The 14,820-nt window shown below is 61.9% G+C and carries 11 protein-coding genes; 5 read left to right on the top strand and 6 right to left on the bottom strand.

The window, feature by feature from the left end; all coding sequences use genetic code 11:
- Positions 1-73: 73 nt before the first annotated feature.
- The 5 genes from ACYVL5_RS10900 to secA form a co-directional block, all read right to left on the bottom strand.
- Positions 74-1,408 (bottom strand): response regulator, encoded by a 1,335-nt coding sequence (locus tag ACYVL5_RS10900; protein ID WP_460595599.1) that lies wholly within the window; start codon positions 1,406-1,408, stop codon positions 74-76.
- Positions 1,409-1,636: 228 nt separating this feature from the next.
- On the bottom strand, positions 1,637-2,806 hold the full coding sequence (locus ACYVL5_RS10895; protein WP_460595598.1) for a serine hydrolase domain-containing protein: 1,170 nt from the start codon (positions 2,804-2,806) through the stop codon (positions 1,637-1,639).
- Between the two features lie 19 nt (positions 2,807-2,825).
- Positions 2,826-3,233: a DUF2914 domain-containing protein gene (locus ACYVL5_RS10890; RefSeq protein WP_460595597.1), complete on the bottom strand. Its 408-nt coding sequence runs from the start codon at positions 3,231-3,233 to the stop codon at positions 2,826-2,828.
- Positions 3,234-3,264: 31 nt separating this feature from the next.
- Positions 3,265-4,446 (bottom strand): bifunctional ornithine acetyltransferase/N-acetylglutamate synthase, encoded by a 1,182-nt coding sequence (argJ, locus tag ACYVL5_RS10885; RefSeq protein ID WP_460595596.1) that lies wholly within the window; start codon positions 4,444-4,446, stop codon positions 3,265-3,267.
- Between the two features lie 255 nt (positions 4,447-4,701).
- Positions 4,702-7,584, bottom strand: coding sequence for a preprotein translocase subunit SecA (gene secA / locus ACYVL5_RS10880; protein ID WP_460595595.1), 2,883 nt, complete (start codon positions 7,582-7,584; stop codon positions 4,702-4,704).
- 242 nt (positions 7,585-7,826) lie between these two features.
- Between secA and mnmH the strand changes: the two genes are divergently transcribed.
- Positions 7,827-8,870 (top strand): tRNA 2-selenouridine(34) synthase MnmH, encoded by a 1,044-nt coding sequence (mnmH, locus tag ACYVL5_RS10875; protein WP_460595594.1) that lies wholly within the window; start codon positions 7,827-7,829, stop codon positions 8,868-8,870.
- 242 nt (positions 8,871-9,112) lie between these two features.
- Here the strand turns inward: mnmH and ACYVL5_RS10870 are convergent, their stop codons facing one another.
- The gene (locus ACYVL5_RS10870; RefSeq protein WP_460595593.1) at positions 9,113-9,991 is read right to left on the bottom strand and encodes a DUF2156 domain-containing protein; all 879 of its coding nucleotides are present in this window, start codon (positions 9,989-9,991) and stop codon (positions 9,113-9,115) included.
- 322 nt (positions 9,992-10,313) lie between these two features.
- Here ACYVL5_RS10870 and ACYVL5_RS10865 point away from each other — a divergent pair, with 322 nt between their 5' ends.
- The 4 genes from ACYVL5_RS10865 (at position 10,314) to ACYVL5_RS10850 (ending at position 14,777) form a co-directional block, all read left to right on the top strand.
- Positions 10,314-12,290: a cache domain-containing protein gene (locus ACYVL5_RS10865; protein WP_460595592.1), complete on the top strand. Its 1,977-nt coding sequence runs from the start codon at positions 10,314-10,316 to the stop codon at positions 12,288-12,290.
- Positions 12,291-12,400: 110 nt separating this feature from the next.
- On the top strand, positions 12,401-13,789 hold the full coding sequence (locus ACYVL5_RS10860; protein WP_460595591.1) for a sigma-54-dependent transcriptional regulator: 1,389 nt from the start codon (positions 12,401-12,403) through the stop codon (positions 13,787-13,789).
- Between the two features lie 468 nt (positions 13,790-14,257).
- Entirely contained in the window at positions 14,258-14,458 is a 201-nt protein-coding gene (locus ACYVL5_RS10855) for a hypothetical protein (protein ID WP_460595590.1), read from the top strand.
- Between the two features lie 67 nt (positions 14,459-14,525).
- On the top strand, positions 14,526-14,777 hold the full coding sequence (locus ACYVL5_RS10850; RefSeq protein ID WP_250680277.1) for a hypothetical protein: 252 nt from the start codon (positions 14,526-14,528) through the stop codon (positions 14,775-14,777).
- The last annotated feature ends 43 nt before the right edge of the window (positions 14,778-14,820 follow it).

The raw sequence follows: 14,820 nt of genomic DNA, 5'->3' as shown, positions 1-14,820 counted from the left end.
AACATGCAAAAAGGGGATCGTGAAATCCCCTCTTGCGGTACGTGCGGGTGATTGATCCGGGCGGCCGGGGTGGTTATCCCTTGACGCCCGCCCTGAGTTTCTTGATCTCTTCCTTTATCAGCACCTCGGCCAGATCGGGGACCACTTCCCAGACGATCCTTTCGATGACCTCCCGGGAGATGCGGGCGATCGCGGCCTGGATATCCGCCTCGGTGATCCCGGTCACGACCGGCTGGGCCGGGGCCAGGGGAGCGGCGGGAACAGGCGCGGCAACCGGCGCTTGGGCAGCGGAGGCAGGCGGCGGCTGGACGGGCGGTGCCTCGAAGACCGGGGGCGCCTGCGGCTCCAGCGCGGCCTCCTCGAAGAAGGTGGCAGCGGAGGCAGGCTGCTCGAAGAAGGACGGGGCAGGTTCCGGCTCAACCGGGGTGACGTTCTCCTCTTCAAGGGAAAACGGCTCGTACTCAGGAAGCGGCATCGGCTCGATCACGGCCTCGGCAGCAACCTCGGGCTCGGCAGCAACTGCCACTTCGTCGAAGCCAAAGACCTCCTCGGCGGCAGGCTGGTACGGCTCTTCCACCAGTTCGAGAGCGGGTCCGGTCTCCTCGACGTCTTCGCCCTCCTCTTCGAACGTGAAGAACTCCTCGGCCTCGTACTCGACGTCCTCCTCGACCACTCCGAAGGTCTCGGCAACGGCAGGGGCGCCGGGAGCCTCCATCTCGAAAGCTCCCCACAGATCATCCTCCAGGGTCGCCTCCATGATCTCCTCAGGGGCAGCCGGTGCGGCAGGTGCGGCCGGGGCCGCCGGAGCGGCGAAGGAAGCCGGTGCCGGCTGGGCCGCGGCCGGTTGGGGAGCAGGTTGGGCAGCCGGTGCGGCGGGAGCGGCCGGGGGAGCCTGGAACACGGGCGCAAGCTGGGGAGCGGGCTCAGCCATGGTATCGAGGTCGGAGAGATCCCCCCAGACGTCTTCGGCGTTGGAGAAGGCCGGCTCCGGCACGGCGGCAGCTGCCGGCTGCGGCGCGGGGGCCGCAGCCCTGGTCTTGCCAAGGACCAGCAGTTCCTTGACCTTGTCGATCAGTTGCTGGGACTCGAACGGCTTGGTGATGGTGGCGTCGGCCCCACAGCTGCGGGCCTTCTCCTCGTCGAGCGGCTCGAAGGCACCGATCAAAAGCAGCAACGGCACCGAGTTGAGCTTCGGGTCGCGGCGGATTTCCGCACAGACCTCGTAGCCGTTCCTCCCGGGCATCAGGGCGTCGACCAGCATCAGGTCGGGCCGGATCTCCTTGGCCTTCTCGAGGGCGGCGTTACCGTTGTCAACCACGGTCAGCTCGAACTCCTCGTTGGCAAAGATGATCGCCACGACTTTCTGGATGGTGATGCTGTCATCGGCGAGGAGCAATCTGTTGCCCATCTAGTCCCCCTCTACTGCTAACGGTAATCTGGATGCGGGTGGGAGCGGAGCGATCCAAAGGGCCGCATGGGCACGGGGTGCCCACCCTACGGTACGGATGGATGTCCCAGCTACTATCCCCTGCCGGCTGAAAATGTCTCTGCATTGGCCGGTTTAGGGAGGAAAAAAGGTAAAAAAAACTAGCACAAAGGGCCGCCGAGTGTCAAGGTTTTTGCCCTTTCTGATTAATCACCGATCATGCAAACCGGCGAACTTCCCTCCCTGGGGTGGAAGACCGAAGATCCGGGAGGCGAGCGTGGAGAGATCACCCCGCAACTTGTTGAACTCGTGCACCTTCTTGTAGTCGAGCCGTGCGGTGAGAAAGATCACGAAGGTATCGGAGACCGGATCGATCCAGACCGAGGAGCCCGAGTAGCCGGTGTGCCCGAAGGAAACCGGCGAGAAGCCACCGCGGGGGGCGGAGTACGGCGAGGAGATGTCCCACCCGAGACCGCGGACCACGTCCCCTCCCCGGGCGAAGTAGGGAGCGGTCATCTGCTCCACCGTCCTTCGTGCCAGCACGGTCTTGCCATCCAGCGTTCCGCCGTAGAGCATCATCTGGCAGAACCTGGCCAGATCGAAGGCGGTGGAGAAGAGCCCGGCATGGCCGGCCACGCCGCCCAGCTGACGGCACAGGTGATCCTGGGCGTCTCCCTGCATGAGCCGGTCGTCGTAGATGGTGGCGGAGCAGCGCTCACGGTTTTTGGGATTGAAGGCCGTGTCGTTCATCCCCAGCGGCTGGTAGAAGGCCTCCCGCGTGTAGACGTCGAGCGTCTCACCGGTGACCCGCCGGACCAGCTCGGCCAGCAGGATGAAGTTCAGGTCGGCATACTTGAAGCGGTAGCCGACGTCACCCTTGAGGCGCTGGTTGGCGGCACCATCGATGGCGCTTTTCAGGGCATTTTCGTTGGCGAGGGGGAGGTCGTCGAGACCCGAGGTGTGGGTGAGGAGGTTGAAGATGAGGATGGCATCCTTGCCGTGGTGGGCCAGTTCCGGGAACCACTTGACCACCGGATCCAGCAGGGATAGTCGTCCTTCCTCCGCGAGCTTGAGGACCGCCGGGGTGGTGGCGATCACCTTGGTGAGGGAGGCCAGGTCGAAGACCGTGTCGGCGGTCATCGGCCGCGCCTGGGGAAGCGGCGATACCCGGCCGTAGGCCCCTTCGAAGAGGACCCGGTCGTGGCTGCCGATCAGCACCACGCCGCCGGCGATCAGGTTCCTGGAGATGGCATCCTGGACGAGGGCGTCGATGCGGGCCGACGGTTGGGCCGCCGAGGCGTTGGAGGCAAGGAGCAGTACCGTCCAAAGGATCAGTGCTGTCAGGAGGAGGACCACCCGCAGTGGTCTGAACGATCGCATAATCTCGTTGGGTTCTCCGCTAGTTCATTTTGAAGCTGACCGACTTGATCACGTTTCCTTCGCTGTCCTGGGCCTCGCAGCGCCACTGCCCCGACTCGCCCTTCTCGACGCTGATCCTGCTGTAGGTGCGCCAGTGCGAGCCTTTGACCGGCATCTCGTCCTCGCTCACCGACTCGTCGTCCCGGTACCAGACATGCTTGATGGTGGTATCGGTCCCCTTGGGGGCGACGATGCGGGTGAAGCAGTAGAGCGCCTTCACCGAGGAGGAGGAGATCCGCCAGACGGAGTCGATGGGGTTTCCCCTGACGATCTTGGTGGTCACCGTCATCTCGGTGATCTTGAGGTCGCTCGCCTCCGACGGGGCCCAAAAGGAGAGGGAAAACAGCAAGGCCGCAGCCACGGTGCCCAAAAACCTGTTGAGAGTCATTATGCCTCCGCGGGAAAAACGCTATTGAATATCAGGTCCGGTAATCCGCGTTGATGCGGACGTAGTCGTAGGAGAGATCGCTGGTATAGACCACCGCCTCCCCGCTCCCCAGCCGCAGATCGATGGTGACGTTGAATTCCTTCTGCTTCAATACTTCGCTGCCGGCCGCCTCGGCGTCGCCGCCGCTAAAGACCCCGTTGGCGACCATGACCACGTCGTCGAAGAGGATCCCGACCCGGTTGGGATCGACCTCCACGCCGGAGTAGCCGACCGCCGCGATGATCCTCCCCCAGTTGGCGTCCTGCCCGAAGAAGGCGGTCTTGACCAGCAGCGAGTTGGCCACCGACTTGGCGGCCTTCTTGGCCTCGGCCTGGCTCTTGGCCCCCTTGACCCTGATCTGGACGAACTTGGTCGCCCCCTCCCCGTCCTTGACGATCTGCTTGGCCAGGGAGAGGAGGATCTCGTCAAGGAGCGCCTTGAAGGCGGCCGCTTCGGGGGTTCCCGCCTTGATGACCGGGTTGCCGGCGGCGCCGTTGGCCATGATGAGCGCGGTATCGTTGGTGGAGGTGTCGCCGTCGACGGTGATGGCGTTGAAGGAGCCGTCCACCGCGCCGACGAAGGCCTCACGCAGGAAGGCGGGATCGACGGCGGCGTCGGTGACCAGGAAGGAGAGCATGGTGGCCATGTTGGGCTCGATCATGCCGGCCCCCTTGGCCACCCCCTGCAGCTCGTAGGAAACGCCACCGGCCTCCCCGCTCCTTCTCTCGAGTTTCGGGAAGGTGTCGGTGGTCATGATGGCCTCGGAGACCTGCTCGAGGGTCCCCATGGAGAGCCCGTCCACCAGGGGCTGGATCCCTTTCTTGAAGCGATCCATGGGGAGCGGCTGCCCGATGACGCCGGTGGAGGCGATGAGGAGCTCCTCGTCGGAGATACCGAGCGCCTCGGAGGTCCTGCGGCCGCAGGAAAGCGCGTCGGCCATCCCCTGCTCGCCGGTACAGGCGTTGGCGTTGCCGCTGTTGACCAGCAGGGCCCGGCAGCTGCCGCTTTTCACCCGGTCGCGGGAGATGACCACCGGGGCCGCCACCACCTTGTTGGTGGTGAAGACCGCCGAGACCTGGGCCGGAAGTTCGGAGAAGATCAGGGCGAGGTCGAGCCGCCCCGGCTTCTTGATGGCCGCCTCGACGGCGGAAAACTTGAAACCTTTGAGCTTCATGTGTACCCCTTGCCTCCCCCCACGCCTCGACTCGAACCGAGCTTCCCCCCTTGTGGAAGGTAGCTCGCCGGGCAGCAACTGTTCCCCCCTTGGTAAAAGGGGGGCTAGGGGGGATTATGATTTGATCGCACCAACTCCCCCCCCCTGCCCCTTCCTCAAGGGGAGGGGGAGAGCGGATGGAGAAGACGGCTGATGCTTTTACTGGGATCGGCTCTTATCCGCCTATCCTTTAATTAATTATATAAGCTGCCGCGATTATTTCCCGCAGCACTTCTTGTACTTCTTCCCGCTGCCGCAGGGGCAGGGATCGTTTCTGCCGGCGGTCTTGGCCCCCTTGGCGGGAACCTGGAGGACGGTGCGCTCCTCGGCGAGGTTGAAGGTCCTCCGCTGCGGGACCTCGACCGGGGCGACATCCCCCTCCTCGTCCGGCACGAGATCCTCTTCGCGGGCCACCTGGACCCAGAAGATCTTCTCCACCACCTCTTCGCGAATCCTGGCCATCATGTCCATGAAGAGCTGGTAGGCCTCGCGCTTGTACTCCTGCTTGGGATCCTTCTGGCCGTAGCCCCTGAGGCCGATCCCCTCCTTCAAGTGGTCGATGCCGAGGAGGTGGTCCTTCCACTGGGCGTCGATGACCTGGAGCATGATCACCTTGATCAGGTGGTCCATAAGCTCCTCGCCGAACTCCTCCAGACGGGCGGTGAAACGGGTACGGGCCTCGTTTCTCAGGAACTCCTCGAAGTTCACCACCGTGAGACGCTCGATGGTCTCGGGGGGAAGGTCGAGCTGGTAGCCGAAGACCTTGAAGATGGTGTCCTGGACCCCGCTCCAGTCCCACTCGCGGGCGGGGACCTTGTCGATGGCGTAGACGGCGATGATGTCGCGCACCGTCTCGTCGACCATCCCCATGAAGCTCTCGCGGATCTCGTTACCGGCCAGGATCTCCTTGCGCTGGGTGTAGATCACCTCGCGCTGCTTGTTCATGACGTCGTCGTACTCGATCAGGTGCTTGCGGATCTCGAAGTTGTGGGCCTCGACCTTCTTCTGGGCGTTCTCGATGGCCTTGGTGATGAGCCCGTGGGTGATCGCCTCCCCTTCCTCGATGCCGAGCTTGTCCATGATCATGGAGACGCGCTCGGAGCCGAAGATGCGCAGGAGGTCGTCCTGCAGCGACAGGTAGAAGCGCGAGGAGCCGGGGTCACCCTGGCGGCCGGAACGGCCACGCAGCTGGTTGTCGATACGGCGGGATTCGTGGCGCTCGGTGCCGAGGATGTGGAGGCCGCCCAGCTTGATGACCTCGTCGTGCTCGGCCGCGCAGATCGGCTTGAACTTCTCCACCAGCTGGTCGAACTGTTTCTGGTACTCGGCCAGCACCAGCTCCTCCAGCACGTCGAACTCGTAGGTGTCGCGCCCCCTCACGTAGCCGGCCACCACCTTTTCCAGGGCCGGGAAGGACTGGGCGAGGGTGGCGATCAGCTCGTCCTCGGCGAGATCCTGGTCGGTCGCGGCGTCGAAGGCTTCCATGAACTCGCGCATCCGCGACTCGGGGGTGCCGCCGAACTCCTGGCGGGCCATGCCGTCGGGGTTACCGCCCAGGAGGATGTCGGTACCGCGGCCTGCCATGTTGGTGGCGATGGTGACCATCCCCTTGCGCCCCGCCTGGGCGACGATCTCCGCCTCGCGGTCGTGCTGCTTGGCGTTGAGGACGAAGTGCGGGATCCGCTCCTTCTTCAAAAGCTCGGAGAGCTGCTCGGACTTCTCGATGGAGATGGTACCGACCAGCACCGGCTGCCCCTTCTCGTGCAGCTCCTTGATCTCGGCGATGACCGCGCCGAACTTCTCGCGCTCGGTCTTGTAGATGACGTCCGGGAAGTCCGGGCGCAGAAGCGGGCGGTTGGTCGGGATGACCACGACGTCGAGCTTGTAGATCTTGTGGAACTCCTCCGCCTCGGTGTCGGCGGTACCGGTCATGCCGGAGAGCCTGTCGTACATCCTGAAGTAGTTCTGGAAGGTGATGGTGGCGAGCGTCTGGTTCTCGTTCTCGATCTTCACCCCTTCCTTCGCCTCGATGGCCTGGTGCAGGCCGTCGGACCAGCGGCGCCCCGGCATGAGGCGGCCGGTGAACTCGTCGACGATGATGACCTCGTTCTCGCGCACCACGTAATCGACGTCCCGCTTGAAGAGGGCGTGGGCGCGCAGCGCCTGCTGGGTGTGATGGAGGATCTCCATGTTGCGGGGATCGTAGAGGTTCTCGATCTTCAAGAGCTTCTCGACCTTCAGGACCCCTTCCTCGGTCAGGGTGGCCTGCTTGGATTTCTCGTCGACGGTGTAGTCGCCGGTGTAGGTCTTCCTCTTGCCGGAGAGGGTATTGGCCTCGACCTCGATCATCTCCCCCTTCTTAAGGAGCGGGATGATGCGGTCGATGATGTAGTACTTGTCGGTGGAGTCCTCGGTCGGCCCGGAGATGATGAGCGGAGTCCTCGCCTCGTCGATGAGGATGGAGTCGACCTCGTCGACGACCGCGAAGTTGAAGGGGCGCTGGACGTAGTCGGCCAGGTCGAACTTCATGTTGTCCCTGAGGTAGTCGAAGCCGAATTCGTTGTTGGTGCCGTAGGTGATGTCGGCGGCGTAGGCCTCACGGCGCTCGTCGTCGTCCAGCCCGTGCACGATGACCCCTACGGAGAGCCCCAGGAACTTGTGGATGCGCCCCATCCAGTCGGCGTCGCGGCGGGCCAGGTAATCGTTGACGGTGACCACGTGGACACCCTTGCCGCTGATGCCGTTCAGGTAGGAAGGAAGGGTGGCCACCAGTGTCTTACCTTCACCGGTCTTCATCTCGGCGATCTTGCCGGAGTGAAGGACCATGCCGCCGATCAGCTGCACGTCGAAGTGACGCATGCCGAGGACGCGCTTGCCCGCCTCGCGGCAGACGGCGAAGGCCTCGGGGAGCATGTTGTCGAGGCTCTCGCCTTTGCCGTAGCGCTCCTTGAATTCAAAAGTCTTAGCCCTGAGCTGTTCGTCGCTCAGCTTGACCATCTCGTTTTCCAGCTGATTTATGCGTTCTACGACGGGCCACATGCGCTTGAGTTCCCGCTCGTTCTTACTCCCAACAAACTTCTTGATCAGCGCTCCAAACATCTATGGGATCTCCTTGCTATCTGCATAAAGGGATGTAAAAACAGGTTACGCTACCATATTAGTGAGAAGGTCTCAACAGAAAAGGCGCCTTAGCCCCTCTCTCCCCTCCCCTGACGACCGCCTTGCAATGCGCTCCCCATCTCCCTATAATGCACCGGTTGCGGCAGTCCGGCACCTCACCGGGAGGCCCCGGCACCGGCCGGAAAAGCCGGCAGAATCGGTATACAGATACGGAGCAAGCCTTGCCTCAGACGATTCACTTCACGGAAAGCCTTCTCGACACCCACCTCCCGGTGGATGTCCGCACCCCTCTCGAGTTCGAGGAGGACCACCTTCCCGGCGCCATCAACGTTCCGCTTTTGACCAACGAGGAGCGGGTGGAGATCGGGACCATGTACAAAGAGCAGGGGCCCTACCCCGCCCGCCAGCGCGGGCTCGCCCTTACCGCCCACCGCTTCCCCGCCATGGTCGAGGAGATCGCCGGCAAAGCCGGCGGCAGACCGCTGCTCGTCTACTGCTGGCGCGGGGGGCTTCGCAGCAAGACGGTGACCTCGATCCTCGACCTGACCGGGCACGAGGCCGTGCAGCTCGTCGGGGGATACAAGGATTTTCGCGCCAGGGTATCGGAGTTCTTCGAGCCGTACACCTCCGAGCTTCCGCTGGTGGTCCTGCACGGGATGACCGGCATCGGCAAAACCACCCTGCTCACCCACTTAAAGGATAAGGGGTGCTCGGTGGTCGACCTGGAGGGGCTCGCCTGCCACCGCGGCTCGGCGTTCGGGCAGCTGGGGCTTAACCAGACCCTCAGCCAGAAGCGCTTCGAGACCCTGTTGTGGGACGCTATGCGGACCGCGCCGAAGGGGGTGCCGGTGATCCTCGAAGGGGAAAGCGAACGGATCGGGAAGGTCCGTCTCCCGGGGGACTTCTACCAGAAGATGGCCGCCGGCATCAGGGTCTGGTGCTCGGCGTCCATCGAGACCCGCGTGAAACGGCTGATCGACGAGTACGGGCGGCCGGAGTACAAGCTGGATATGGGCCAGGCCCTCGAACGGATCAGGAAGAAGCTCGGCGGCAAGCGGTGCGACGAGTTGGCGGGCAACCTGGAGCGCTGGGAGATGGAGCCGTTCATGGAAGGGCTCATCAAGGACTACTACGACAAGGTCTACTACAAAAACCGCGAGTGGGTGGCCGACTTCGATTTAAGCATGGAAGATTTCGGCCAGGCCGCCGACACCCTCTGCGGATACCTGGAAGAGCGGCTCAAGGTGTCGCCGATCTGTCGGTAACCATCTTCCCACCGCCACCTCACCCCCCCCTGTCCCCCCTTCGGAAAGGGGGGAACCACACTTCCACAGCATCCTAAATTCATTTGGCAATATCCGAGGGTAGCAACAGTAGGTCGTGTTGAGGAACGAAACGCGACATCCCCGGCAGGTGGCGAAGATGATTGTCGCGTTTCACAGTGAGGCTGTTCAACGCGACCTACCCTCTCCTTGAAGGAGAAGGAACCCTGTGCAATAGGCACTCGTTACCCCTTCCTGATCCGGTACTTCTTTATGAGTTCCAACGGCCGGTACGAGAGCTTCGCCTGCCTGAGCGATTCCACCCCGAGATCCTGTTCCCGGTTGAGATAGGTACAGCCGGTGAAGAGGAGCCTGCTGAACTCCCGGTCCAATAGCTGGTAGAGCCCCTCCATGAAGAGGTCCCCTTTTTCGAAGTGACAGACCGCGGTGGTGTCGTTCAGGCACTCGCCCAGGGCGAATCCCTTCACCACCCCTTCCACCAGGATCACCAGCCCCGACAGCCCCAACTCCTTGTACAGGGTGAGCGCCTCCGCCGCCCCGGCGGCCTCCTGGTCTGCCGACCCCGGCCCCTGCTCGCTCCGGATCCTCCGCCACTCCTCCAAAAGGGCCAGCGCCCCTTCCCGGTGCTCCTCGCCGTACATCTCGACCTGGTGGCGGTGACGGACCATGAAGTAATTCACCCGGTTTTTCTTCCGGTGGTAGGCCTTGCCGTTTAGCTGGGCCATCTCTTCCTTCACGTGGAGATAGTCGAAGTTGTCGCGGTCCGGGGTCACCTCCAGGCCGTCGAGGGAGCCCAGCCGCTCGAGGAAGGGATCGTCGGCACCGTAGAGGGTGAGCCCCTGGCCGATCAGTTCCACCGCAGAGGAGATCACGTCACCCGAGAACGGTGGGAGAAAATAGGGCCGGCGGTCATAGCCGCACCCCAAGGCGACCACCGAGTCCCGCACCATGGAGAGACGGTAGTTGTGCACCTTCCTGAAGAGGAAGAGGTTTGCGAAGGTAAGCTCCGAGATGCGGGGCTTAAGTGCGGAGAAAAGCGCGTCCAGATGCGGCTTGTCCTCGAGGGCGATCGGCCGGGACTCCGGGTAGGAGGGTATTTCCAAGATGGGCTCCATGGGTAACTAGTATAGCGGCGAAGGGGAAGTATAGCACAGGTCGTCTGGCGCATTAAGAGACAATACAAAAACCGGGAACGCGGATTGAGCGGATTGCCGCGGATACTTCAAAGTCTGTAAACTTTTAAAAAGGTTACTGCGACAGCTTTTGAGTTTAATCCGCGTTAATCCGTCCAATCCGCGTCATCCGCGTTCCCGGTTCGCCTTTGGCTTTTCCTTTTTTCGCAATTCTGCAAAAATTTCTGGCCTTTCTCTTACCGTATACGCTAATATCCGCAAAACCCTGTTTCGACTCATTCCAGGCGAGAACATGCAGAAATACATCTTCGCATTCATAAACAACCTGAAGCTCCGCTGGAAGATGGTGGTGCTGGTGCTCCCGCTGGTGATCATCCCGATTTTCATCGTCGGCGGGGTCATCGGCTACATCTCCACCAAACAGGCCTACCTCGGCATCACCCAGACCAGCAAGGACGACCTGGAGCACATGGCGGCCTACACGGTCGACCTCCTCAACTCCCACTACCAGCAGTTCCAGGTCTACAAGGAAGACAAAGAGAACAGCTTCAACAAGGACCTCGCGACCCTCACCGAGCTCGCCTACAACGTGGTCCGGACCCAGCAGCGCCAATACCTGCTGGGAAAGATCGACCTGGTCACCGCCAAACGCGAAGCCCACAACGCCCTCTCCAAGGTGAACGTCGGCAAGACCGGCTACATCTACGTGATGACCAGCAAAGGGGAGCTCAAGGTCCACGTCGCCCAGGAAGGCGCCAACGTCTTCAACAGCCGGGACGAGAAGGGGCACTACTTCATCCGGGAGATGTGCGAGAAGGCGGTCAAATCCAAGCCGGGCGAGGTCCTCTATATCGTCTATCCCTGGAAAAACGCCACCCTGGGCGACAAGAAGCTCAGGAAAAAGGTGGTCGCCTACCGCTACTTCAAGGACTGGGACTGGATCATCGCCGCCGGCGGCTACCTGGAGGAGACCTACGACGACGTCGACTTCGAGCGCCGCTCCTTTGCCGCCCTCAAGGAGAAGATCAAGAGCAAGAAGGTGGGGAAGACCGGCTACGTCTTCTGCCTGGACGGCTCCGGGAACTTCATGATCCACCCGACCGGCGAGGGAAAGAACTTCATCGATGCCACCGACTCCAGCGGCGAGCATTTCATCCGCGAGATGTGCGAGCGAAAAAGCGGCTGGATCCGCTATCCGTGGAAAAACGCCGGGGACAAGGAACCGCGGATGAAGATCGTCCGCTACGAGTACTTCAAACCGTGGAACTGGATCGTGGCGGTCGGCTCCTACGAGGACGAGTTCTACCAGGAGGCCAACGCCATCAAGGGACGCATCATGGAGAGCATGGTCGTGCTCACCATCCTGGTCAGCATCATCTCGGTGCTGCTGGTCTTCGTGGCGGCGCGGGTGATGACCGATCCCATCAGCCGGATGATGTCGGTGATCCGCAAGGTCAAGCAGGGGCGCCTGGACGAGCGGATCGCGGTGGAGAGCAACGACGAGCTCGGCGAACTGGCGGCCGCCTTCAACCGGATGACCCAGATCATCAAGCACAACAAGGAGTTGGAGGCGAACCTCGCCCAGCAGGGAAAGATGGCCTCGCTGGGGGTGCTCTCCTCCGGCGTCGCCCACGAGATCAACAACCCGCTCGGCGTCATCCTCGGCTACGCCGCCTATCTCGAAGGGAAACTCACCCCCGAGGACCCCAACTACAAGTACATCCACGAGATCAAGCGGGAGAGCAAACGCTGCAAGAAGATCGTCCAGGACCTCCTGAGTTACGCCCGCACCCCGAAACCGGTCCTCGAACAGACCGACATCAACGCCCTTTTGGGGCAGATCGTCGATTTCGCCGCCAACCACACCGACATGCACCATGTGACGGTCCAGAAGGAGTTCGATCTCTCCCTCCCCGAGGTCATGGTGGACGGCGACCAGTTGCGGCAGGTGGCCATCAACCTGATCCTCAATGCCGGCGCCGCCATGCAGAAGGGAGGAAGGCTGGTGGTTTCCACCGGGATGACCGAGGATGGATCGGTATCTCTCAAGTTCAGCGACAACGGCGCCGGTATACCGCAGGAGAATATCGAGAAGATCTTCGAACCGTTCTTTACCACCAAGGTGAAGGGTACCGGCCTGGGGCTCGCCATCACCAAGCAGATCGTGGAGCAGCATCACGGCAAGATCGGCATCGACAGCGAGCTCGGCATCGGCACCACCGTCGAGGTGCGCCTCCCGGTCAACCGGGACGAGTACGACGCACTCTAAGTAAATTCATGTTCCCTCTCCCCTTTAGGCGAGGGTATATTGGGCACCGCCTTCACCACCCTCCCCCCCCAAGGGGCTCGGGAGAAAATGTACCGATAGAGGTGTAACCCGTGACTGCGGAAAAAAGGATCATGTTGGTCGATAACGAGGAGGGGCTTTGCCGCATGATGGAGGCGGTCCTCTCCGACAACGGCTACGCGGTGACCGCCTATACCCGCTCCTTCGAGGCGGCGGAAACCTTCCAGCCCGGGCAGTGGGACCTGGTCGTCACCGATATCAAGATGCCGGGCATGGACGGCCTGGAGCTCCTCCAGAAGGTGAAACAGAAGGATCCCGCCATCCCGGTGATCATGGTGACCGCCTACGCCACCGTCGAGATGTCCATCCAGGCCCTGAGAAAGGGGGCCTACGACATGCTCACCAAGCCGTTCGAACCGGAGGAGCTCCTCTACCGGGTCAAAAACGCCCTCTCCCATACCAAACTCCTCGAGGAGAACCGGGAGCTTAGGGAGGAGCTGGTGGGACGCTTCCAGTTCGACCACATCATCGGGGCCTCCTCTTCGCTGAAAGAAGTGCTGGAGAAGGTGGAAAAGCTCGCCGTCCGCGACACCTCGGTCCTCATTACCGGCGAGTCGGGAACCGGCAAGGAGCTGATCGCCCAGGCTATCCACTACAACTCCCCGCGAAAAGACAAGAAGTTCGTCGCCATCAACTGCGGCGCCCTCCCCGCCTCGCTTTTGGAGAGCGAACTCTTCGGCTACAAGAAAGGGGCCTTCACGGGAGCCACCGAAAACCGGCGCGGCCTCTTGGAGACCGCCGACGGCGGCACCCTCTTCCTCGACGAGGCAGGGAACCTTCCCATGGAGGTGCAGAAGACCCTGCTGCGCTTCCTCCAGGAACAGGAATTCCACCGCATCGGGGACCCAAACCCGATCAAGGTGGACGTGCGGATCATATCCGCGACCAACGCCGACATGAAGGCGGGCATCAAGGCAGGCGAATTCCGGGAGGACCTCTATTACCGCCTCAACGTGATCAACCTCCACCTCCCTCCCTTGAGGGAGCGCAAGGGGGACATCGCCCTGCTGGCGGCCCATTTCATCCGCCTCCAGAACAAGAAGTTCGGCACCCACATCAAGGGGCTCGCCCACGACGCCCTGGAGGCGGCGGTGGAATTCACCTGGCCCGGCAATATCCGCCAGTTAAAGAACGTCATCGAGGCCTGCATCGCCCTGGAGGACAGCGACTACATCACCCTCCCCGTGCTCTCCCAGTTCGTCGAGCTCGCCCCCGCCGAGCCGGTGGAAGCCGAGGGGCCCGTCGAGGAGGGGGAATACAACAAGGCGCTCACCCGCTTCGAGACCGAATACCTGCGTGGCCTTTTGAGGAAGAATCACGGCAACGTGGAGGCCGCCGCCCGCGAGGCGGGCACCAACATGGCCACCATTTACCGCAAGATAAAGAAGTACGGCATCCGCAAGGACGAGTACAACGCCTGATTCCCTCTCATACCGCCCTCCCAATAACCTGGCCATATAAATCCCCTCTCCCCCATGGGGGAGAGGGTGGCCGAAGGCCGGGTGAGGGCAGCCTTTAAAATGCGACGCCCCCTTTTGCACCGATGCAAAAGGGGGCGTCGCCGTTTGCACTTCTGCAAAAACCAGCAATTCCCTCCTCGTTTTTCACGATAACAACCTGTAACCGTTGAACATTTCACCTCACCGCCGTGTATACACGCGACCGGCTCCCCGCCCCCTTGTCGATAGAACACTTTAATATTGTTTGCGCTTTTGCAAATGCACACTTGACGCTCACGGAAGGGTAAGCGGCAACCCGCCGCGGCAATTACCCGTAATTACGTTGTTTTTAAAAGTACCGTTCCCAAGCGGCCACTTGGTACGGTGGTTGCTTAATCAGCGATGTCACCTTTCTTGATCTGTCACCATGTGTCAGGCATTCGAGGATCTATGCAGCAGCAAAACAGCGTGTGCCCTTTCTACGGCAAGAACGATGATTACTGCGACGTCGGGTGCGATTACATTTCGCCCTATGACGTCAACCAGATCATCCGCTTCTGCAGCTGCCGCTACCAGGAATGCCTCAAGTACCGGGAACTCTCCGAACGGGTCCCGGCCGAGCTTCTGGACGGCGGCCTCTGCGCCGTTTAGGCACCCACTCCGCTTGTACGGCAGGTCGACGGACCGCGCCGGTATCAACCTGAAAAGGAGCAAGGCAATGAGCGAAAGAGAACTGGAACTGCTTTCAAGGATCGAGGAACTTGAGCGGCATACCTGGCGCAACAGCGCCATCCTTCGCGCAGTGGCCATGGTTGCCTTCACCGCAATGATCGGTATCGTGATCGCCTCCGGTGTAGTGGGAGGCGGGCGCGGGAGCCACTGGTCCGGCCCCGCCTGGAACACCATGTGGCTCTATGGCCTGTTCGCCGCCAACGCCGTTTCGATGTTCTGGACCACTCACAAGGAATAGCAGGGACTTCAGACGGCGCTCCCCCGGGGGCGCCGCCCGCATG

It is taken from the genome of Geomonas sp. Red276 (genome assembly GCF_054784495.1).
The sequence above is the reverse complement of the archived record's forward strand: the minus strand, read 5'-3'. Positions and strand labels throughout refer to the sequence as shown.